Origin of the sequence: Salinisphaera japonica YTM-1, from assembly GCF_003788585.1 — a bacterium.
In the GTDB taxonomy this organism is placed as follows: domain Bacteria; phylum Pseudomonadota; class Gammaproteobacteria; order Nevskiales; family Salinisphaeraceae; genus Salinisphaera; species Salinisphaera japonica.
In genome coordinates this window covers 30,960-52,417 of record NZ_AYKG01000019.1, presented here as the reverse complement: position 1 = coordinate 52,417, position 21,458 = coordinate 30,960, and the positions used below count along the sequence as shown (strand labels likewise).

Sequence of the window (21,458 nt, the reverse complement as noted above, 5' to 3'; positions counted from 1 at the left end):
ATACCAATAAAAACCGTCATCTCGTCACTTCTCCTTGTCCGTACAGCATCACCGATCGATTGTCGGGCGCTTGGATACCATTCAAGTTGGTCGAGATTAAAACGCCGGGGGCCTGATCTAACGCGCAGGTTAAAAACCTCAGGGCGTGTGGAAGCTCACCCGGCGAGCACCCCGGATACTAGCTAGATATCCGGGGCAAGACACAAGGGCGTGTCGTTCAGCCTGACAGCCGTCGCCGCCGCGGGGCCATGTTCTCGCGGCGCTGGTCGGGCGAGTCGAGATCGAATCGCTGGCCCCCGGTGGGCAGGATCACACGTGCCAGGGCGCGATCGCCGGGGGTGTTCGCATCGGCCCGTGCGCGCAGGGTCTCGGCCAGGGCGATACGGGATTCGGTCTCGCCGTGGTTGAGAAACACGGTCGCCGGCACGCGGGGCCGAGCCTCCGGGCCGGCCGGGTCGAAGACAAACCGCTGCAGGGCATCGAGATCGCCGTGACCGGAGTAGTAATCGCCGAAATCCACGATGCGTGCACGAATACGCGAGGTGTCCAGGCGGACATTGCCCAGCGGCAAGGCCATACCCTCGGGCCACTCGCCGTTCAGATAGGCGCGCAGCCGCCCGGCGCCGGTGGTGGGCGGGGCATAGCCGCACAGTACAATGGTGGCCGCCGGATTGGTGATCTGGTCGGCGATGAAATCCACGATACGCCCGCCTTCGCACATACCGGAGCCGGCCAGGGCGATCACGCGGCTTAAAGTCTCGTCCTGCATGGCACGCAGGGTGCCGCCAGGGGCCTTGTTGTCAGCCACGCGTCGCCAGAGCGCGCCCAGATAATCATCCACGGCGGCCTCGTCGGCCAGGCCAAGCCGGGCCGCCATGTCCGGATTGCGATAAGCCGGCGCACCGGCTGGACCGGGCCGGTCTGCCAACGCCGCGGCATAGACCTCGGTCATGCGCGTGGCCAACGGGGCATCCAGCGACAGCCAGCGCGGCCGGCCAGCGGCATCGGGGGCGCCGGCACCGGTCACACGCAGTACGGTATCCAGATCGAACCACAGCTCCTGGGCCCGGTGGATCGCGAAACAGGGCGCTATGACCGGGCCGCCGCCACGGGCGTCGCTATCGGCCAGCAAGTCGGCCCAGGCCTGAATGCGTGCATCAAAGGATTTGTACTCGGGCCCGCGTGCCGGCTCGGCCCCGCGAGTGGATTCGACCACCATGTAATCCACGCTGGGCGGCAGGGTCTGTCCGGCCAGAAGCGACTGGTACGGGTTGTCCGGGGTGTTGCCGCCGATATCGCCGGAAAACGTGATCGCACGGGCCACGCCCACGCGGCTGCGCCAGCCGAGGGTGGCCGATACCGCACCCAGAATATGCGCGCTGCGATGAAAGGTGATCGCCAGGCCGTGCAGGCGCAGCGGCGTGTCGAAGACGAAATCCGGCCAGCGATCCACGGTGTGGAAATCGATCATCTCGACGTCGCTGGCGTCGTACTCGCGCGAGAACTTGGCCGCGTCCAGCAGTGCCAGGCGTGTCATCCAGGCCGTGGCATCGGTGCAGTAGACCGGCCCACGAAACCCCGCACGATGCAGCTGCGGCAGCCGGCCGCAGTGATCCCGATGGGCGTGCGTGAGCACCACGAAATCCAGCAGGCGGGCATCAAACGGCAGGCGCGGGGCGCCGTCGGGGATACCTGCCGGGCGCTCGGCGTAGGCCCCGCAGTCCACGAGTGCCCGTACACCAATGCGGTCATCGGTGAGCAGGGTGCATGAACCGGTCACGCCGTCGGCGCCACCGATGAAGGTCACTTGCATAGTCTCGATCCGTGGATCCTGGATGATGCCGATCCGCGCCGGCGGCGCCTGACGTCGACACGTCGGTGTCACAGGCACACGCCAGTTTCAGGCTACGCAGCGCGGCGGCGATTGGATCAGTTGCCCGTATCGTGCATACGGTCTCGTACTGAGACGATATGGGGGTGGCCCGGGCGCAAGCCAAGCGCCGGTGATGGATGGCCGTCAGTGATTGCGCAAAGCGGCTTTCAGCTCTGTCTTGTTCATCTCCGAGCGGCCCTCGATACCGATCTCCTGAGCGCGCTCGTAGAGCTCGTCCTGTGTCCAGTCTTCGTAGGGATCGGCCTGGCCGCCTTTCTTGCCGGGGTTGTCGGCGTTGGCGATTCGAGCGGCTTTTTCCTTGCTGGCGCCTTCCTCGCGCAGCGCTTCGTACTGATCGTCGTTCTTGATCGATTTGCCGTGGTTGTCGTCTGCCATGGGGGCGTTCGATGTGTGTTCGATGATTCGACGATAGGCCGCGAGCCGCGCGCGCTCAAGTGCGATCCTTTCATCACGCTTTCATGATGGGCGCCGAGACTCATCGGCAATCGCGTCGAACAACAACATAGGAACCGTGCATGGGTCACCGCGAAAAACGCCGTACGTCTTTCTTCGCGCCGCAGTCGCGCCGCTCATTCTTGCGGCGGGCTGGCTATACCGCGGGTGCGGTCGTGGGCGCCGGGCTTGTCACCGGCTGTAGCGACGGCGCGGATGTACGGGTCGGGCGCAGTCCGGGCAGTTCGGACACGGCGTTTGCCCACGGGGTCGCCAGTGGCGATCCGCTGGCCGATCGGGTGATGCTCTGGTCGCGGGTCACGCCCGCTATGGCCGGGGACGTCAGCGTCGAATGGCGCCTGTCGGAATCACCGGATATGACCAACCCGCTACGTAGCGGCACGGTCGTGACCCATGCCGAGCGCGACTACACGGTGAAAGTTGATGCCGCGGGCCTGGCGCCGGGCACCACGTATTACTACGACTTCCATGCGCTGGGCACGGCCTCCCCGATCGGGCGCACCCGTACGCTGCCCGAGGCCGGCGTCGAGCGCCTGCGCATGGCCGTGGTCTCCTGCTCGAACTACCCGTTCGGGTTCTTCAACGTCTATGGGCGGATCGCCGAACGGGCCGATCTGGATGTCGTGCTGCACCTGGGCGACTACATCTATGAATATCCGGGCCGCGGCGTGCCGCCCGAGGTCAACCCCGACGAGTACGGCGACGGCCGCTCCTTGGGCCGCGCGCCCGAGCCACCGTATGAGATCGTCACGCTGGATGATTATCGCACCCGCTATGCCTGTTACCGCACCGATCCCGATCTGCAGGCCGTCCATCGCCAGCATCCGATGATCGTGGTCTGGGACGATCACGAATCGGCCAACAACAGTTGGCAGGGCGGCGCCCAGAACCATGACCCGGCCCGCGGTGAGGGGCCGTGGCCCAAGCGCGAGACGGCCTCGGTGCAGGCCTACTATGAATGGCTGCCGATTCGAGAATCCGAGCCGGATACGCCGCTACCGATCTATCGCAGCTTCGATTTCGGTGATCTGGTGCGCCTGAACATGCTCGATACGCGCCTGATCGGCCGTGACGAACAACTCGACAACAACGCCGAGAACGGCTTCACCGATACCGGCGCCTACGCCGATTCGGAGCGTACCCTGATCGATAACGACCAGTATGACTGGCTGGCCGATCAGCTACAGAACAGCCCCGCGCGCTGGCAGCTCTTGGGCCAGCAGGTCATGTTCGGCCAGCTCAAAGCCGTGGGCGCGCCGAACAGCGCCAATACAGAGAATCCCGACGGCCAGGGCGGCGTGTTCATCAATGCCGATCAGTGGGACGGCTATCCGCGGGCCCGCGAGCGTGTGTGGCGCCTGATCCGCGGCGGCCAGGGCGCGCCCAATGTGGCCATCGACAATATCGTGGTACTGACGGGCGATATCCATACCTCCTGGGCGCAGGACATCACCGAAGATCCCAACAACCCCGATTTTTATAATCCGGACACCGGCACGGGCAGCATGGCCGTTGAGTTCGTGGGCACCTCGGTGACTTCGCCCGGCAGCAACGGCGATCCCGAAAGCGTCAAGAGTCAGAACCCGGCGATGCAATACGTGGAGCTGGCCAGCCGTGGCTATATGTTGCTGGATATCACGCGCGAGCGTGTTCAGTCCGAGTGGTGGTTCGTCGACGACATCGAAACCCGCAACGACCGGCAGCGCTTTGGCGCAGCCTATCTCGTCGAGAACAGCCAGAACCACGTGGTCGCAGGCGAGGGGGCCTCTGTCGAACGACAGACCGCGCCGGCGCTGGCGCCGGTACGCGCCAACTTCAATACCGATACCGCCTGACGCGCGTGGCCCAAGAAACAGCCGGCGCGGTCTGTGCGGCGGCGCCGAATGTCGTATCGGCACCTTGACGAAACGACGCCATACTCGGGGGTTATTCCGACGAGACCGCGCCATGCACTCACTCATGCCCCGTTGGCGCTGCGGCGCCGTCGGGCTGACGCTCCTGTTCGTAGCGCTCGTTGCCGGCTGCGCCGGCGTCGGGCGCTCGGATACCGCCCAGCTCGCGGATTTCATGCGCCAGGAGCGCGGCTGGGCCGGCCTGTCCACGCATGTCGCGACATTGCCCGACAACACGCCGGTCACGTATTCCGAAGGTGGGCCGGCGGCCGCACCGACACTCGTGTTACTGCATGGCTATACCGGCGATCGCAACCATTGGAACCGGGTGGCCCGAGAGCTGACGCCCCGCTGGCATCTCATCGTCCCCGACCTGCCCGGCCACGGTGAAACGCCGTTGGATGACAACGCCTCGGCCGACGGTATGTCCAACACCCTGATCGATTTCGCCCGTGCGCTGGGGCTGGATGATTACACCCTCGTGGGTCACTCGATGGGCGGGGCCGTGGCCGAGCTCTGGGCGCTGGGCCAGCCGGACAAGACCCGCGGCCTGGTGCTCATCGACGCCGCCGGCGTATATCGCAACAACCCCTCGCCCGTGATGCAGGCCATCGCCCGCGGCGAGAATCCGCTGGCGGTTCGGTCCATCGCCGATTATGACCGGCTGCTGAGCTTTGCCATGGCCAGACCGCCGTTCATCCCGGACAGCATCGAGCATGCACTCGCACTGCAGGCCGTGGCCCATCGCTATGCCCAGAGCAAGATCCTCGACAACCTGCTCAGCGTACAGAACAACCTGCCGGCCAGTTCGTTCCAGATGGTGTTGAACGGGCTGCGGATGCCCGCCTTGATTATCTGGGGCGCGAAAGACCGGATCTTCGATGTCCGCGTGACCGACGAGCTGGCGACCGGCCTGGCCGACAGCCGTGTGGTCATCTTCGACGACGTAGGCCATACGCCGATCCGCGAAGCCCCGCGGCGTACCGCGCGGGCCATCGACGGCTTCGCGGGCGAGGTGTATGGCCCCTAGTTCGACTGTTCCGTCGGCCGGATCGCGATCTCGTTGACGGCCGCGTGGCGCGGCCGGGTGATCATGTAAGCCACGGCATCGGCCACGTCCTCGGGCGCCAGATAACCCAGCCCCGTGGGTTGGGTCGTGTCCGGGGCATAGGTCTCGCCGGTCGTGGTCATCTCGGTCGTGACCAGGCCCGGCTCGATCAGGCCCATACGGACATGCTTGGCGCCAAGCTCCTGGCGCAGGGCCTCGGAAAAGCCGTTGACGGCGAACTTGGTCGCCGAATAGACGTTGCTGTTCGGCCCCGGCACGCGCTTGCCGGCGATCGAGCTGATCGTGACCACATCGGCGATCCCCCGCGGCCCGTCAGCGGCCGAGACCAGATGGGCCAAGGCCGCATGCGTCGTGTTCAATACGCCGGAGACGTTCACATCGACCATGGCCTGCCAGTCGGCCAGCTCGGCTTCCAGCGCGGGCGCCCATGTCCCCACCCCGGCGCCGTTGACCAGGATATCGATCCGCCCGAAATCGGCCGCGACGCGGGTCATCACGTCGCGTACGGCATCGGCATCTGCCACATCCACCGAGTAGGCCACCGCCTTGCCGTGGTTGTGCTGGGTGATCTCGTCGGCCAGATCAGCCAGGCGATCGGCGCGCCGGGCCAGAAGCGCCACATGGGCACCGCGCTCGGCCAACGCCCGGGCCGTGGCCGCGCCGATGCCGCTGGAGGCACCCGTGATGACCGCGACCGTATCGTCAAGTCTCAAAGACATGGGATCTCCTATTTATCACGTTCAGGCAATCGTGTGGCCTGCCGCGATCAGCGGCTGGCCTGAGCCTGTTGACTGGCCGTGCAGTGCAGATAATCACTGTGCTTGATCCAGTCCGGTTTCGGATAATAAGCGAACAGATACTGACCGCCCTTGAGACTGTTGATCAACGGTTTGACGATTGCCGGACGCACCGCCGGACAGCCCCAGCTGCGCCCCAGCCGGCCGATGCGTTTGACGAACGACGGCTTGGCGTAATCCGCCCCGTGCATCACGATCGCCCGGCGATAAGCATTGTCATTGACGCCGTCTTCCAGGCCTTTCAGGCGCAGCGCATAGCCCTTGCTGCCGTAATAACTGTTGGCCGTGCGATACAGGCCGATGCTCGAAGCATGGCTGCCCGGCTTGTTGGAAAAGAAGGTGGCCTTGTTGTCGCCCGTGGCGCTGCCGTGGGCGACCCGCTCATGAAACAGAAGCGCCGGTTTCGACAGATCGAACACCCACAGCCGACGCGCCGTCGAGGGTTTGGAATAATCAATGACCGCCAGGGTGTTGGCATCCGGCTGGCCGTGATACTCCGCACACTGCATGGCCTCGGCGGCCATCGACAACACGTGTTTGTCGGCGTTGGGTGCCAGTTTTTGGAGCGTGTCACCGAGCGGCGACGCTACGGCACCGGTACTGGCGAGCAGCGCGCCGAAGACAACCCCGGCGCTGCCAGCCAGCAGGCGTGGCACGTGTTTTTTCTGACGAAAACGATAGAGCGATTTCGGCACGATGGCTACGACCTGTTAGTCAAACATTTGAAAACGTTGACTTATGATACGCGTTGCCACTTGCCCCCGATTTAACATAGTGGCGGGCAAAGGTCGGGCGAATCCCAAATCAACGCGCTCGATCCGGGTTCGGCATGACTGAACACAAGCCATCGATGTGCTCGTTGAGATCGGGTTTGATCGGATTCCACATCGGGTCGAGAATGAAATCGATGCCGTTGCGTCGGGCCATTTTTGATGCTGGTACGAAGTCAGAATCACCAGCCACTAGAATAATTTGATCGACAGCCTGTTGTTGAGCCAGCGATGCGATATCCAGCCCGATACGCATATCGACGCCAGACTGCTTGACCTTGTAGTACATCGCCGACCGATCCAGATCTTCAAGGCATATGCCGCGACGCAATTGTTTGATCGCGCCGGGCGTCAACGTCCAATCGCCGTTCTTCGCTTGAATCTCGCCCAGACGAAGCGCCATTTTTCGTTGTTGTCGCAACTTGGCGTGCAGATCCTGTCTGAATCCGAAATCAATCGTGTCTTCGACGCGAACGATCTCCCCGGTTATCGGATGCGGGCCGGCGTTGTACCGAGTCGGCGCACAGTCGTAAAAGAAAATACGATAAAGCTCGCGGCGTTTGTGACCAATCGGATTTGCTTTACGGATCCATCGGTAGGCAGAAGCCGAAATATCTCTTGCCATAACGTCAGCGGTAATCGCCTGATCAGGCGCCACGCGTGCCTTGATCGACCTGTAACGCCGGACGAAGAAGCCACCATCGATCAATATCGCGGTCTTCATCGTCGCTCCTTCCAGCCAAAAAAAACCCATGAGGCCGCTCCGGTGATATCGCTACCGGTTAAGCCTCATGGGCGCTATACGGTTGAAATATAGCGAGGTGCTAAATTCGGGTCAAGGTTGAAAAAAGCACGCGTTTCCTTCGAGCCGAGGGGCATCAACGAGCGCCGATCTGGCTTAACAAGAACGCAAAGATCAGCCCCATTTCCTCCAGTGCGGCAAAACGCCCGGGCAGGCCGCCATGGCCGGCGGCCATGTGGGTCTTGAGCAGTAGCGGGTTGGTATCGGTCTTGGTGGCCCGCAGCTTGGCGGTCCATTTGGCCGGTTCCCAGTAGGTCACGCGCGGGTCGGACACGCCGGCGATGACCAGCAGGGCCGGGTAATCCTGGGCGGTGACGTTCTGGTAGGGGCAATAGCCGTGGATAGTGGCAAAAGCCGTCGCGTCGTCGCGCGGGTTGCCCCATTCGGGCCATTCCGGCGGGGTGAGCGGCAGGGTGTCGTCCATCATGGTGTTCAGGACATCCACGAACGGCACGTCGGCAATCGCTGCGCCGAACAGATCGGGCCGTTGGTTGACGACCGCTCCCACCAGCATGCCGCCGGCACTGCCGCCGAAGGCCGCGATCCGGCCGGGGGCGGTGAGGCCCGTCTCGCAGAGATGCTCGGCCACGCGGATATAGTCGGCAAAGGTATTGGGCTTCTTGTCGAGTTTGCCGTCCAGATACCAGCGATAGCCGCGTTCCTTGCCACCACGCACATGGGCGATGGCGTGGATGAAGCCGCGATCGATGAGCGAGAAACGACTGGACGAGAACGCGGCTGCCTCGCTGATGCCGTAGGCGCCGTAGCCGTGGAGCAGACAGGGCGCGCTGCCATCGATCGGCGTGTCGCGATGATGAATCAGCGTAATCGGCACGGCCTCGCCGTCGGCCGTATCGGCCGTGATTCGGCGCACGATGTAATTATCGGGCTCGAAACCGCTGGGCACCTGGCGCTGCTTGCGCAGCACGCGCGTGCGCTGGGCCATGTCGTAGTCGAAGGTCTCGTCGGGGACATGCGGCGCGCTATAGAGAAAACGCAGGGTCTGGGTGTCGTACTCATAGCCTACCGACATGCCCAGCGAATACGCCTCGTCGTCGAAGGCGATGGCGTGATCGGTGTCGGTCTGTTTGTCGGTGATGATGATCCGCGGCAGGGCATCGGCGCGTTCCATGCGTACGCGATACCGGGCCAGTTCCACGTGATCGAGGATCAGCCGGCCCGGTTCGTGGGCCACGATTTCCTGCCAGTGGTCATAGGCGGGCGTGCCCACCGGCGTGCGCATGAGCCGGAAATCCTCGGCGCCGCCGGCGTTGGTGAGGATGACGAAATGCGTGCCGTTGTCGTCGTCCACGCTGTATTCGCGGCCCGTTACCCGTTCGGCGATTAGCGTAGGTGTGGCCTCGGGCGTGGCGGCCGGGATGAAACGGGTTTCGCTGGTGGCGTGGTCATGGGCCTGGATGAGCAGAAAATCGCCCGACTGGGTCTCGCCGATCGAGACGAAAAAACCGGCATCGGGCTCTTCATAGACCAGCGTGGCTTCGGTTTGGGGCGCGCCCAGCGCCAGGCGCCAGACGCGGCACGGCCGGTGATTGTCATCCAGGGTCGTGAAGAACAGCGTGGCGCTGTCGGCCGACCAGGCCGCGTTGCCGGTGGCGTTGTCGATCGGCGGCTGGATCTCGTCACCGGTCGCGATATCGCGCACGTGGATGGTGTAGGCCTCGGAGCCGCGCTCGTCGAGGGCGAAGGCCAGCTTGGCATGGTCGGGGCTGTGATCGACCGCGCCCAGCGAGAAATAAGTCCGGCCTTCGGCCTCGGCGTCGCCGTCCAGCAGGATCTGCTCATCGGTAAGCGGCTCGCCCGGCTCGGCGCTGCCGTCGGCGGACCTTGGCGCGCGACAGAAGATCGGGTGCTGGCCGCCTTCACGAAACCGCACGTAATAGACCCAGTCGCCGTCGGGCGTGGGCACGCTGGCATCCACCTCGGCCATGCGGGCCCGCATCTCGGCCACCAGCTCGGTCTCAAGCGCGGTGGTAGCGGCCATCATGGCCTCGGTATAGGCGTTTTCGGCTTCGAGATACGCCCGAATCTCGGGGTCCAGGCGGCTCGGGTCCATCATGGCCTCGCGCCAGTCGGGATCACGCAGCCAGGCATAGTCGTCGATGAGGCGCACGCCGTGCACCGTGGTTTCGACGGGCGCTTTCTTGGCGATCGGTGGGGCCGGCAGGTCAGCGCGTTGGCTCTGGTTCATCGAGGACATCACGGTTACAAACGAAGGCGTGTCACAGGAAATGGCGCCGCGGCTGATGAGTTCAAGCGGGCAGTGCGCCGCGGCGCTCGTCGGGGTGTGTCAACAAGCGATCGGCACGCCGGGCGGCTTCATCGAGCCGTGCCTCGTCGCGCGGGTTGTGGATATTGGGCCGGGCCGCGGTGTCGAGCGCTTTGGCATGGGCATGCAACAGGTCGCGATCGGTCGAGCGGCCTATGAACTCGCCGCATTCGCCCAGCCGGTCGAGCATGTGAACGGCCGCATTCACGTCGGTGGCGAAATAGCAGCGCAGCTGATCGAAGATGGCGTTGGCCAGAGCCTCGAAATCGAACGTTGGCGCCCAGAGCCGCAGCACGTCGTTGTCATCGAAATAGGTCAACGAGGGCATGCGCCGACGCGCCAGGCGGTTGAGCGAGGCAACCAGCCAGTCCAGGCAACTCATGGCGGTATACGGGTCGTTGGTGCCGGGCGACAGGGCACGGGCCGCGATCTCGACCAGCTCGTTGACCAGAAAGAGCACGTCCTGTGGCTTGGTGCGCTGGCTGCCGATGGCATAGGCGCGTTGTACCGTGCCCTCTATATTGCTGTTGTCGAGCGCATCGGCCGGCCACACACGCGCCAGAATCTGTTGCTCGGCCACGAAATCGCCCGGCACGCGCTCTACGCGCACCACCAGATCGTGCTTGAAGGCGGCGTTCACGATCGTGGCGTGCGCCATGTTCTGGATATAACCGTCCTGGGTGGCCCGCACGGGGGCCGAGCGCTCTAGGAAATCGGTGGGCAGGGCCGCGGCCGGCTGGCGGTCTTCGGTATCGCGCGAGCGATTATCGAAAGCCTCGATCGCCCGATCCAGATCAGCCGCGATATCGGCGATGACGTTGGACACATGCAGCGATTCGGCGATGTGATGAATGAAATAGATCAACACCGCCAGGCTGGCCATCGCCAGCATGATCGCGAACAGGATCGACAGATGCGGCACGAAGGTGGTGCCCGTGTCGTTGCTGGCCTGAATCGTGCGCAGCAGCAACAGGCAATAAGTGAAGGTGGCCAGAAACGTGCCCAGCGTAATCTGATTACCCTTGTCGCTCATGAAGTTGGTGAGCAGGCGGGGGCCCAGAATCGTGGTGGTGTAGGACAGGGCAGCGATCGTGATCGAGAACGTCACCCCGGCCACGCCGATCATCGAGCCGGCCACCGTGGTCAGCACGTCGCGCGCGCCCGAGGCTTGTACGCGATAGACCCAGGGCACCGCATCGATCCACGAATTACCCAGCCAGCCGTCGGCGGCGGCCAGCAAAAACGACAGCAGAGCCGCCCCCAGCGACATCACCGAGGGAATGAACCAGTAGCTGTTCTGTATGGCGGTCCAGAATTGGACAAGCTTGGCCACAGGGGCTCCATCGCGTAAATATGGGGCGACTTTACAGGCAAACAGAGCACGAGTTATGCAGCGCGCCATCGGCGAGATGACCATCGAATGCATCAAGGGCGATATCACCGATCAGGGCGATATCGAGGTGATCGTCAACGCGGCCAACCAACAGCTCAAGGGCGGTGGCGGTGTCGACGGCGCGATTCATCGCGCAGCCGGGCCGCAGCTGGTCGAGGCCAGCCGCGCACTGGCGCCCATCAGCGCCGGGCAAGGCGTGATCACGCCGGCCTTCGATCTGCCCAATGATTGGGTGGTGCATTGTGCCGGGCCGGTCTATTCCGATGACCCGGATGTGCCCCCGCAGTTGGCGGCCTGCTATCGCACGGCCATTGAGCTGGCTGAAGACAAGGCCGCGGCCTCGATCGCGTTTCCCGCGATATCGGCCGGCATCTATGGGTATCCGCTGAGTGAGGCCGCCACGATCGCCATGGAAACCGTGGGCGAGGCCGCGCGCTCGGTCATTTCGCTGCGCCGGGCGCGCTTCGTGTTGTTTTCCGATGAGGCTCACGATGCGTTTGCCGAGGCATTGTCGATTCTCACGTGATGCCGTGGGCTGCATCAGTTGCGGGCTATATCACGTTGGTTACACGTGAAACGCCTGCACCATCAGTATTTTTGCCAAGAGGACACCATCGTGGCGCAATCGCATAAAGACACCTTGATCGAATGGCTACAAGAGGCCCATGCCTTCGCCAAGCACGGCGAGACCATGCTTTCTGGCCGCACCGACGCGCTCGAGGACGACTATCCCGAGCTGGCGGCCCGCATGCGCGAGCACGTCGAAGAGACCCGGGCCCACCAGAAAGAGATCGCCGAACTGCTGGCTGACCTGGGCAGCGATGTCAGCAAAGCTAAGGACATCGGCGGCAAGGTCTCGGCCGTGGGTCATTCCTGGGGCACGCAGATGAGCGGCGAGACGCCGGTACAGAGTGTGGCCGCCAGCATCGCCTTCGAGCACTTCGAAATCGCCAATTATCGAGCGCTGGTCACGACCGCCGAGGCCGCGGATGAAGGCCAGGCCAAGGCCACGCTCGAATCACTCGTGGCTGATGACGTGGCCATGGCCAAATGGCTGGACGACGTGCTGGTGGATACCACGAAGCACTATCTCGCCAGCTAAGGTCGAAAGTCGTATAGGTCGGGGCGCGGTCAAGTGGCATCGTCAACGCATCGTTTTTGATCGTGCCCGCCATGAGCCCATCGCCTGCGACACGCTACGCCGCGGATTTCGAGCTTGCCCGTACCGACCCCGCGGCCTTCTGGGACCGTGAGGCCGGCCATATCCGCTGGATGAGCGAGCCGGAAAGCGTGCTCGATGCCCGTGCGGCCCCGTTCTATTCCTGGTTCGTCGGCGCCACGCTCAATACCTGCGACAACTGCGTGGATCGCCACGTCGAGGCCGGCCACGGCGAGCGCGTGGCCCTCATCCATGACAGCCCCGTCACGGGCACGATCACCCGCCTGACCTATGACGAGCTGCTGACGCGTGTCGCGCGTTTCGCCGGGGCCATTGCCGCGCTGGGCGTGGAAAAAGGCGACCGCGTGATCATCTATATGCCGATGATGCCCGAGGCCGTGATCGCCATGCTGGCCTGCGCGCGGATCGGCGCGGTGCATTCGGTGGTCTTCGGCGGCTTTGCCGGGCCGGAGCTTGCCAAGCGTATCGATGACGCCACGCCCAAGCTCGTGATCTCGGCCTCTTGTGGTATCGAGCCGGGCCGGGTGGTGGCCTACAAGCCGCTGCTGGATCACGCCATTGAGCTGGCCGCGCACAAGGTCGAGCGCTGCATCATCATCCAGCGCGACACCCAGCCCTGTGATCTCATCGCCGGGCGTGATATCGACTGGCATGAAGCCGTGGCTAGCGCCCGTCCGGCGAATTGTGTGCCGGTAGCGGCTACCGACCCGCTTTATATTCTCTATACCTCGGGCACCACCGGCCGCCCCAAGGGCGTGGTGCGCGACAACGGCGGGCATGCCGTGGCCATGCACTACTCGGCCCGCGCGGTCTACGGGCTCACGCCGCAGGATACGTTCTGGACCGCCTCGGACGTGGGCTGGGTGGTCGGCCATTCTTATTGTGTGTATGCGCCGCTGCTGCTCGGCTGCACCACGGTCATCTACGAAGGCAAGCCCGTGGGCACGCCCGATGCCGGGGCCTTCTGGCGCGTGATCGAAGACCACGGCGTGAACGTGTTCTTCACCGCGCCGACCGCCTTCCGGGCGATCAAGAAAATCGATCCGGAAGGCCGGGCCGCCGCCGGCCACGATGTCTCGTGCCTGCGCGCGCTGTTTCTGGCCGGCGAGCACTGTGATCCGGATACCGCGGCCTGGGCGGCCCGGCATTTGAACGTGCCCGTGGTCGATCACTGGTGGCAGACCGAGACCGCCTGGGCCATCACGGCCAACCCGCTGGGCATCGCGGATCTGGCCGTGCCCAGTGGCTCGGCGGGCCGGCCCATGCCGGGCTATGACGTGCATGTGCTGGGCCCCGACGGCCAGGACGTTGCCGCCGGCGAGATGGGCGATATCGCGATCGCCCTGCCGCTGCCGCCGGGTACGCTGACCACGCTCTGGAACAACGACACGCGCTACGTCGAGGCCTATCTATCGGCCTACGAAGGCTATTATCGCTCGGGCGATGCCGGCTATTTCGACGCGGATGACAACCTGTGGGTGATGAGCCGTATCGACGACATCATCAACGTCGCCGGACATCGGCTGTCCACCGGGATGATCGAGGAGATCGTGGCCGCCCACGACGACGTGGCCGAGGCCGCGGTCATCGGCGCCCGCGATGCCGACAAGGGCCAGTTGCCGGTGGCCCTCGTGGTTTTGAAGGCCGGCTGTGAGCGCCCCGAAGCCGATATCGTGGCGGAGCTGATCGCCGCCGTACGGGCGGCCATCGGCCCGGTGGCGGCATTCAAGAAAGCCGTGATCGTCGAGCGCCTGCCCAAGACGCGCTCGGGCAAGACCGTACGGGCCACCCTGCGCCAGATCGCCGACGGCGACGAGGTTCAGATTCCGGCCACCATCGACGATGCCAGCGGCCTGGACGAGATCGCCGAGCGGCTGGCGACTATCGGCTACGGGCGCTAAGATCCATGGTCATCAGGTAGTCATCCATGACATACCCGTGGCCGATGGCCTTGGCGTGCTCGGCCACGATCACGAACCCGGCGCGCTGGTAGAACGCGATGCTGGCGGTGTTGTGGCGATTCACGCGTAGCGTGAGTTGGCGCGCGCGGCCCGCCCGTGCGGCATCGATCAGATACGCGAGCAGCCCGCGGCCGATGCCTTGACCACGGGCCGAGGCGTCGAGATAGAGCTTGTCCAACAGCATCGTGGCGGGTTCCGGCCCCGGCCCCGGCCCCGGCCCCGGCCCCGGCCCCGGCTCCGGCGCCAGCGCGGCATAGCCCAGCGCTTGCCCGGCCTGCTCGGCCAGGTAGAACGCAGTGCCGGCGTCTTCGGCGGCGGCAAGTGCGGTCGGCGTATAGCCCTGGGCCAGCATGTAATCGACCTGGGCGTGGCCAATGATCGGTGCGTAGTGGGCGGGCCAGATGCGATGCGCCAGCTCACTGATTGCGGCCCGATCGGCCGGGCCGTGCGCACGCCGAATCGAGATATCAGCGTTGCTTGTCATCGCACTCGTCATCGGCCCCGTTATCGCTCCCGGCCAGATGCCGGCGCAGGGCATCGCCGTAGGTGCGATCAGCCAGCAGCGCCCGCCCACGGCGCGAGGTCGATAACTGTGTCTCGATCCAGCGCGCCCGACGGCTCAAGCGCTCGTGCGCCTCGGACTCGGGCAGGGCCTGGGCCAGCAGATCCTCGACTTCGCGCAGCTCGCGGTGGGTCTGTATTTCGGGCGGCACGAAGCCGGCGTTCTTGAGCAGGCGATAGCCCGCGCGCAGCTCGGCCGGCACCTGGCGGGCCTCGTCCGGGGGCAACGGCTTGCCCTGGCCGGGCAGGTTGTCCAGATCGCCGTTGTCGATCGCGGTCTGGATATGGGCGTCGGCGAGTTGGTCGAGTAGGCTCATCGGTCTGGATTGTAGCGTGCGCGTGCGGCATCAGTACGCGGTCGAATCAGGACACGAGTTTATGACGGAGTTTCTTGCCCCCGCACTCGACGGCGCGGATACGGTCGAACGCTGCGAGATCGGCGACATGACGATCGCCTACGAAACCTTCGGCCGGCCCGACAAGCCCGCGCTGCTTCTGATCGTGGGCCTGGGCATGCAGCTGCGCGCCTGGCCGGATGCCTTCTGTCGCGCGCTGGCCGATACGGGGCTCTACGTGGTTCGTTTCGATAACCGCGATATCGGCCTGTCGAGCCAGTTCAAGACGAAAAAGCCGTATCCGTCGCCGGTGAAGGCATTCCTGCGCGGGGTGATGAAGCGCGATATCGGCGCGCCGTATGATCTGTATGCCATGGCCGACGATGCCACCGGCCTGCTCGATCATCTGGGCGTGACCGAGGTGCATGTGGTGGGGGTGTCCATGGGCGGCATGATCGCCCAGATCCTGGCCGCGCAGGATCCGGGCCGGGTCAAGACACTCACCTCGATCATGTCGACCTCGGGCCATCAGAAACTGCCGCGTAGCCGTCTACGCGTGCTGCGACGCCTGGCCAAAAAGCCAAAGAGCCGCGCGCCGGAAGACGTGGCCGCGCAGATGGCCAAGACCATGCGCATGATCGGCAGTACGGATCCCAAGCTCGCCCGCAGCGAAGCCGACTGGTACCGCGAATGTCTGAAAAACGCCGAGCGGGCCTACTCGCCGGCCGGCACGCATCGCCAGATGCTGGCCGTGCTCTCGGCCACCTCGCGCCGCGATACCTTGGAAACGATCCGCCAGCCGGCGCTGGTCATCCACGGCAAGGCCGATCCGCTCTTGCCCGTGGCCCACGGGCGCGACACGGCCGCCCACCTGCCCAACGTGCATTACGAGGAGATCGACGGCCTGGGCCATGACCTGCCGCCACGGCTGTTGCCGCGCTATGTGGCCTGGATCCGCGCCCTCATCAACGGCGAGCTGGCCATGGATAACACTCACGGCGTATAGGTACGGCCGCGCCAGGTGCGGGCGCGCCCGCGACGGGCGGCGATGAGTGCCTGCCATTGCAGGGCCAGCGTCGCGACCACGGCCGCCGGGTGCAGCGCCACGGCCAGGGCGCGCTGACCCGTGGCGCGGGCCACGGCAATCCGTGCGACGGCAAGCAGCACGACAGCAGGGGCGGCGACCCCGAGCGCCTGAATCGAGGCCGTGAACAAGGCCGCGATCAGCACCACGAACGGCCAGAGATGCCCGCCGGCCAGGAGCAACGTCCAGACCGGCAACGCCGGCGGCGTGGCCATGCCCTCGGTCGCGTCCTTGGAAAACCCGCGCCAGGCGCTTTCAAACCCGTCGTACATGCGACAGCGCGCCAGGCCCGCGGCATTGAACAGATCCGTGGCATGGCCGGCCCGGCGTGCATTGGCCGGCAGGTTCAGCCCGTCGTGCATGCGCGTGGCGATCGCCGCGTGCCCGCCGGCGGCGGTATAGGCCGCGCGCGTCACGAGCATGAGCTGGCCACAGCCGGCGGCCAGGCTCGGCGCGCGCGGCATCAGGCGGGCCAGGCCCAGCGGCAGATAGCCCAGCAGCAGCACCGGAATCATCGGCACCAGAAGCGTCTCGCCCCAGGTATCGGTCGGCTGGCTCGGAAACCCGCTGGCCAGCCCCAGCCCGCGCCCGTGCAGCCAGGCCGTGGCCCGGGCCAGCGCGTCGGGGGCCAGATGCACGTCGGCATCGATGAAGACCAGCGTGTCGTGGCGGGCTGCAGTGGCCAGCTGGGCACAGGCATGTTGCTTGCCGTTCAGGCCGGCCGGCAGCGGGGCCCCGGTGATCAATCGCACACGCGCGTCACGGGCGGCCAGGGCGCTGACCTGATCGGGCGTATCGTCGCTTGAGTCGTCGTCGAGCACGATGATTTCCAGCTCGATGTCGCGGCTGGCTAGTGCGGCGTCGAGCGTGGCGCCAATACGCGCGCCTTCATCGCGAGCCGGAATCAACAGAGACACGGCCCGGCGCGGCGCACCATCCGACACCGCCCCAGGCACTCGAAACAGCGCCAGGTTGATCAACGTCAGCCCGGCGTAGAGCCCGGCCAGTCCCAGCGCGATCCAGGCGGCGAGGATCATCGCGGCGGGGTTTGATCATGCCGGGCATCAAACGCCCGGCCCTGCAGCGCGGCCTTCACACGCCGGCCCAGATCATAGACGCCGCCGACGCCCGCGCGCCCGGCGATCAGGGTGTCGAAATCATCGGGCGAGCGCATCATCGCGCTATCAGCCAGGCGATCCATCTGCTCGGTGAGCGCCGTGGTTAGAGCCTCGGCGCTGGCCTGATTCGCAGCGATCGGCGTGCCAAAACGACACAGCGCCTCGGGCTGTTTTTCTTGCCAGAACGGGTATTCGATCGCCAACGGCACGGCAACGGCGTTGGGTACGCGGGCCAACAGCCGGGCCAGGCCCGGGCGCAGGGTGAGCGGGCGTGCCCGCGGATCGGCGAAGGCGCCTTGTGCCGTCACCCAGAGCATGCGATCCGGGCTTGCAAGCAGGCCCTCGGCCACGCGCAGGAAACGCGCGGCCCCGCGATAGCCTTCTGTATCAATACCGAAGATACCGACGCGACGCAGAATCCGGTATTGATCCAGGGCCGCGGCGTCCATCGGCCCGTAGCTGTCACGATCAGCGAACAGCTGCCCGGCCAGCACGATATAGAGTGCCGGGTCCCACCAGGCCGGGTGGTTGGAATAGACCACGAGTGGCGTGTTGGCGGGCAGCTCGGGCAGGCCGGGCCGGGCGATCCGCAGCGCGTTAAACGAGCCTGCGATCTGGCGCTGCATCACCCACGTGAAAAACGCCGTGGCCAGCGCCGAGCGCTGGGCCATGACGGCCCCGGCCGCGGGTGATACACGGCTCACGCCGCGCCCTGTCGTTCTCCGAAATCCGCATCCAGCGCATCGGCGGCGATCCAGCCGGACATCAGCGCCATGGGCATGCCCGGGCCGGGATGGGCCGAGCCGCCGGCCAGATACAGCCCGTCGACATAGCGGCTGCGGTTGCCGGGCTTGAACGCGCCCATCATCTTGCCGTGGCTGGCCAGGCCATAGATCGCCCCGTCCAGCACGCGATAACGCTCGTGGATATCCTGTGGGGTGAGCGCACGCTCGACCACGATCCGCTCCTCCAGATCATCCATGCCGGCCGCACGGGCCAGCTTGTCGAAGATCACCTGGCGATAGCCGGGCAGCATGTCCTGCCAGTTCTGGCCGGGCCGCAGATAGGGCGTGTGCACCAGCACGTAGAGCGCTTCGCCGCCGTCCGGGGCCACGCCGGGCTCCGTGCGCGCGGGGGCTGCGATATAGGCCGTGGGGTCGGGTGCGGGCACGCCCTTGTGATAGATCGCTTCGAACTCTTCTTCCGGGTCGCGCGAGAAGACGAAGTTGTGATGCGCCAAGTGCTCGTAGGCACGATCCAGGCCCAGGTAGAGCACCACGCCCGAGCAGGCTGGCTCGCGTTGGCCGGTCTTGGCAAAGGCCTTGGCCGGGGCGCCGCCCACCAGCTCGCGATAGGTGCGCACCGAATCCATGTTGGAGATCACGGCGTCAAAGGCCATGGTCTGGCCGTCGGTGGTCTTGATGCCGGTGGCGCGTCGCCCGTCCATCGTGATCTGGGCGACATCCACGCCGGTATGAAACGTCACGCCGAGTGACTCGGCCAGGCGCGCCAGTGCCGCCGGCACGGCCCGCGTGCCGCCCATCGGGTACCACACGCCTTCGCCGACCTGCATATGGGCGATGCCGGCCAGTACGGCCGGCGAGGCCGCCGGCGAGCTGCCCACGTACTGAATGAAATGATCGAGCATCTGGGCCACGCGCTTGTCTTTCACGTGCTTGCGTACCAGCCCGCCCACGGACTGATGCATGCGCAGGGCCATCACGTCGCGCATGGTGTGCCATGACATGTTCTGGCCCACGTCGATGGTGTCCTTGAGATCCTGAACGGCCTTCCAGAAAAAGAACTTGTCCGAGATACGCGACAGATTCTCCGCCACGGCCAGAAAATCGCGATAGCCTTTTTCCGTACCCGGTGCGAAGGCGGCCAGCTCGCGATCCATCGTGGCCATGTCCTGGTGCAGATCGAGCACGTCGCCGGGCTCGAAGAAACAGCGCCACTGCGGGTCCAGGCGCACCAGATCGAGCATGGATTCGATGGGGGTATCGGCCTCGCCGAAGATACGTTCCAACACACGCGGCACGGTCAGGATCGTCGGGCCCATGTCGAAACGAAAGCCGTCTTCTTCCAGCACGGCGGCCTTGCCGCCGAGCCAGTCGTTCTTTTCCAGCACGGTGACGTCGTAACCGCGGGCCGCAGCGGTCACGGCGGCGGCCAGGCCGCCGAGGCCGGCGCCGATGATGCCGATGGTAGGCCGGGTCATGACAACACTCCTTGTCGTGAGAGATGCAGATCATCGTCGATCAGACTAGCGGCAATCCGGGCGGATTCGAAGATGGTGGGCAGCCCGCTTCCCGGATGGGTGCCGCCGCCGGTGAGATACACGCGCTCCAGATCCTCGAAGCGGTTATTGGGGCGCCAATGCAACATCTGGCCGATGTTGTGCGCCAGGTTGAAGGTGGCCCCGCGATAGATAGCGTAGCGGGTGGCCCAATCGGCCGGCGTGATCATGTGCTCGGTCTTGATACGCGTATCAAGATCGGTGCGCTCGATGCCGATCAACCCGGCCAGGCGGTTCAACATCAGCTCGCGATAGCGCGGGCCGGCCTCGGCCCAGTCCATCGGCCCGCCGTCGGGGGCCAGGTTCCCCACCGGGGCCAGCATGTAGATCGTGCTGTGGCCGGCCGGGGCCAGGGTGGGGTCGGTCTGGCTGGCGTTCTGGATATACAGCGTGGGATCAACCGGGGCGCGTTGGTCCTCGATGGCCCGGATATCGTCCAGATAATCGGCCGAGAGATGAATCGTGTGGTGATGCAGCGCCGGGTAGCTGCCTTCCAGCCCGATATAGAGCATGCAGGTCGAGCAGCTGTATTGTTTTTTCTCGATGCGGGCATCGGTCCATTTCCGGCGCAGCCGGTCGGGCACCATCTTGTGCATGGCACCGGCAAAATCGGCGTTCACGACCATGGCATCGGCCGGATAGAACCCCTGGCCGGTGATGGCACCCACGGCTTTCCTGCCGTCGAACTCGATCCGGGCGACCGGCTCGGACAAACGAATATCCACGCCCGTATCACGCGCCACGCGCGCCATGGCCTGGGAAATGGCTCCGCAACCGCCGATCGGGTGAAACACCCCAAAGCCGTGTTCCACGTGCGACAGAATCGTGAACAGGCTGGGGCACTTGAACGGCGACATACCCAGATATTTCGATTGGAACGAGAACGCCAGGCGCACCTGGGGATGGTTGAACCAGCGCTTCAGGTCCGTATCCACGCTGGAAAACGGGCGCATCAAGGGCAGGGCCTTCAATACGTCCGGGTGGGTCAGATCACGCAACGAGGCAAAAGGGCGCTGCAAGAGCGGGCGAAACGCATCGAACTTGATGCGATTGGCTTCCAGAAACGCCGGCACCTGCTTGGCATCGTCTTCATCAAAGCGGGCGACCTCGGCCTGGAGCTTGTCCACGTCGTGGCTGGCCAGGATCGAGCCGCCGGATTCGAAGATCAGCCGGTACATGGGATCGAGCCGCACCAGATCGACCTCGTCTTCGAAACGCCGGCCACAGGCGGCAAAGATCTCGGCCAGAATCTCGGGGTAGAGGAAAAAAGTCGGGCCCAGATCGAACGTAAAGCCGTCCATGACCAGCGAGGATGTGCGCCCGCCCACGCGATCCTCGCGCTCAAGCAGCGTGACGTCGGCGCCATTGGCGGCCAGCAGCATGGCCGTGGCCAGCCCGCCCGGTCCGGCACCGATGATGACCACCTGCTTGCCGGCGCTGCGCCCGGCCATGGCGCGCAGCTGGGCCACGGCCTGGCGTGCCCCGGATCGAAGGGCTTGTTGAATCATGTGGTTGCCTTTTCTCGTGAGCCCGCGAAGCCACGGCAGCTGCGCCGTCGTATCG

Annotated in this window: 19 protein-coding genes; 6 read left to right on the top strand and 13 right to left on the bottom strand. The window is 65.1% G+C overall.

Features of this window, described 5'->3' with window-relative positions; genetic code table 11:
• Nucleotides 1-217: 217 nt before the first annotated feature.
• Both SAJA_RS07355 and SAJA_RS07350 read right to left on the bottom strand, forming a co-directional pair.
• Entirely contained in the window at nt 218-1,813 is a 1,596-nt protein-coding gene (locus SAJA_RS07355; protein ID WP_123658026.1) for an MBL fold metallo-hydrolase, read from the bottom strand.
• A 204-nt stretch (nt 1,814-2,017) separates the two neighbouring features.
• A complete protein-coding gene (locus SAJA_RS07350; protein ID WP_123658017.1) occupies nt 2,018-2,269 on the bottom strand; it encodes a DUF7218 family protein in 252 nt (83 codons plus the stop codon).
• 140 nt (nt 2,270-2,409) lie between these two features.
• On the opposite strand from SAJA_RS07350, the gene SAJA_RS07345 reads away from it, so the two are divergent.
• Nucleotides 2,410-4,182, top strand: coding sequence for an alkaline phosphatase D family protein (locus SAJA_RS07345; RefSeq protein WP_123658016.1), 1,773 nt, complete (start codon nt 2,410-2,412; stop codon nt 4,180-4,182).
• Between the two features lie 112 nt (nt 4,183-4,294).
• A complete protein-coding gene (locus SAJA_RS07340) occupies nt 4,295-5,269 on the top strand; it encodes an alpha/beta fold hydrolase (protein WP_123658015.1) in 975 nt (324 codons plus the stop codon).
• Here the strand turns inward: SAJA_RS07340 and SAJA_RS07335 are convergent.
• From SAJA_RS07335 to SAJA_RS07315, 5 genes are all read right to left on the bottom strand, one after another.
• On the bottom strand, nt 5,266-6,027 hold the full coding sequence (locus SAJA_RS07335; RefSeq protein ID WP_123658014.1) for an SDR family oxidoreductase: 762 nt from the start codon (nt 6,025-6,027) through the stop codon (nt 5,266-5,268). The two genes, SAJA_RS07340 and SAJA_RS07335, sit on opposite strands and share 4 nt — an antisense overlap.
• Before the next feature lie 47 nt (nt 6,028-6,074).
• Nucleotides 6,075-6,752 carry a murein L,D-transpeptidase catalytic domain family protein gene (locus tag SAJA_RS07330; protein ID WP_425471646.1) on the bottom strand — a complete coding sequence of 226 codons (678 nt, stop codon included), beginning with the start codon at nt 6,750-6,752 and terminating at the stop codon, nt 6,075-6,077.
• Between the two features lie 157 nt (nt 6,753-6,909).
• On the bottom strand, nt 6,910-7,629 hold the full coding sequence (locus SAJA_RS07325; protein ID WP_221180163.1) for an NYN domain-containing protein: 720 nt from the start codon (nt 7,627-7,629) through the stop codon (nt 6,910-6,912).
• A 124-nt stretch (nt 7,630-7,753) separates the two neighbouring features.
• Nucleotides 7,754-9,886, bottom strand: coding sequence for a S9 family peptidase (locus SAJA_RS07320; RefSeq protein WP_123658013.1), 2,133 nt, complete (start codon nt 9,884-9,886; stop codon nt 7,754-7,756).
• A gap of 61 nt (nt 9,887-9,947) precedes the next feature.
• Nucleotides 9,948-11,297, bottom strand: coding sequence for a DUF2254 domain-containing protein (locus SAJA_RS07315; RefSeq protein ID WP_123658012.1), 1,350 nt, complete (start codon nt 11,295-11,297; stop codon nt 9,948-9,950).
• A gap of 55 nt (nt 11,298-11,352) precedes the next feature.
• Here SAJA_RS07315 and SAJA_RS07310 point away from each other — a divergent pair, with 55 nt between their 5' ends.
• The 3 genes from SAJA_RS07310 (at nt 11,353) to SAJA_RS07300 (ending at nt 14,438) form a co-directional block, all read left to right on the top strand.
• Nucleotides 11,353-11,883 (top strand): macro domain-containing protein, encoded by a 531-nt coding sequence (locus tag SAJA_RS07310; RefSeq protein ID WP_123658011.1) that lies wholly within the window; start codon nt 11,353-11,355, stop codon nt 11,881-11,883.
• Between the two features lie 90 nt (nt 11,884-11,973).
• Entirely contained in the window at nt 11,974-12,459 is a 486-nt protein-coding gene (locus SAJA_RS07305) for a DUF892 family protein (RefSeq protein ID WP_184999794.1), read from the top strand.
• Between the two features lie 71 nt (nt 12,460-12,530).
• Nucleotides 12,531-14,438, top strand: coding sequence for an AMP-binding protein (locus SAJA_RS07300; RefSeq protein WP_123658009.1), 1,908 nt, complete (start codon nt 12,531-12,533; stop codon nt 14,436-14,438).
• On the opposite strand, the gene SAJA_RS07295 is transcribed toward SAJA_RS07300, so the two are convergent.
• Nucleotides 14,419-14,982: a GNAT family N-acetyltransferase gene (locus SAJA_RS07295; protein WP_184999793.1), complete on the bottom strand. Its 564-nt coding sequence runs from the start codon at nt 14,980-14,982 to the stop codon at nt 14,419-14,421. The genes SAJA_RS07300 and SAJA_RS07295 overlap by 20 nt on opposite strands.
• Nucleotides 14,966-15,376, bottom strand: coding sequence for a DnaJ family domain-containing protein (locus SAJA_RS07290; protein ID WP_123658007.1), 411 nt, complete (start codon nt 15,374-15,376; stop codon nt 14,966-14,968). Before SAJA_RS07290 ends, SAJA_RS07295 begins: the two co-directional genes overlap by 17 nt.
• Before the next feature lie 61 nt (nt 15,377-15,437).
• Between SAJA_RS07290 and SAJA_RS07285 the strand changes: the two genes are divergently transcribed.
• On the top strand, nt 15,438-16,400 hold the full coding sequence (locus SAJA_RS07285) for an alpha/beta fold hydrolase (protein ID WP_123658006.1): 963 nt from the start codon (nt 15,438-15,440) through the stop codon (nt 16,398-16,400).
• On the opposite strand, the gene SAJA_RS07280 is transcribed toward SAJA_RS07285, so the two are convergent.
• Genes SAJA_RS07280 through crtI form a run of 4 tightly spaced genes read right to left on the bottom strand, consistent with a single transcriptional unit; the run spans nt 16,388 to nt 21,403 of the window.
• Nucleotides 16,388-17,515 (bottom strand): glycosyltransferase family 2 protein, encoded by a 1,128-nt coding sequence (locus SAJA_RS07280; protein WP_123658005.1) that lies wholly within the window; start codon nt 17,513-17,515, stop codon nt 16,388-16,390. The genes SAJA_RS07285 and SAJA_RS07280 overlap by 13 nt on opposite strands.
• A complete protein-coding gene (locus SAJA_RS07275) occupies nt 17,512-18,300 on the bottom strand; it encodes a lysophospholipid acyltransferase family protein (RefSeq protein WP_221180162.1) in 789 nt (262 codons plus the stop codon). Before SAJA_RS07275 ends, SAJA_RS07280 begins: the two co-directional genes overlap by 4 nt.
• Nucleotides 18,297-19,817, bottom strand: a complete 1,521-nt coding sequence (locus tag SAJA_RS07270; RefSeq protein ID WP_123658004.1) for a phytoene desaturase family protein — start codon at nt 19,815-19,817, stop codon at nt 18,297-18,299. Before SAJA_RS07270 ends, SAJA_RS07275 begins: the two co-directional genes overlap by 4 nt.
• Entirely contained in the window at nt 19,814-21,403 is a 1,590-nt protein-coding gene (gene crtI, locus SAJA_RS07265) for a phytoene desaturase family protein (RefSeq protein WP_221180161.1), read from the bottom strand. Before crtI ends, SAJA_RS07270 begins: the two co-directional genes overlap by 4 nt.
• Nucleotides 21,404-21,458: the final 55 nt, after the last annotated feature.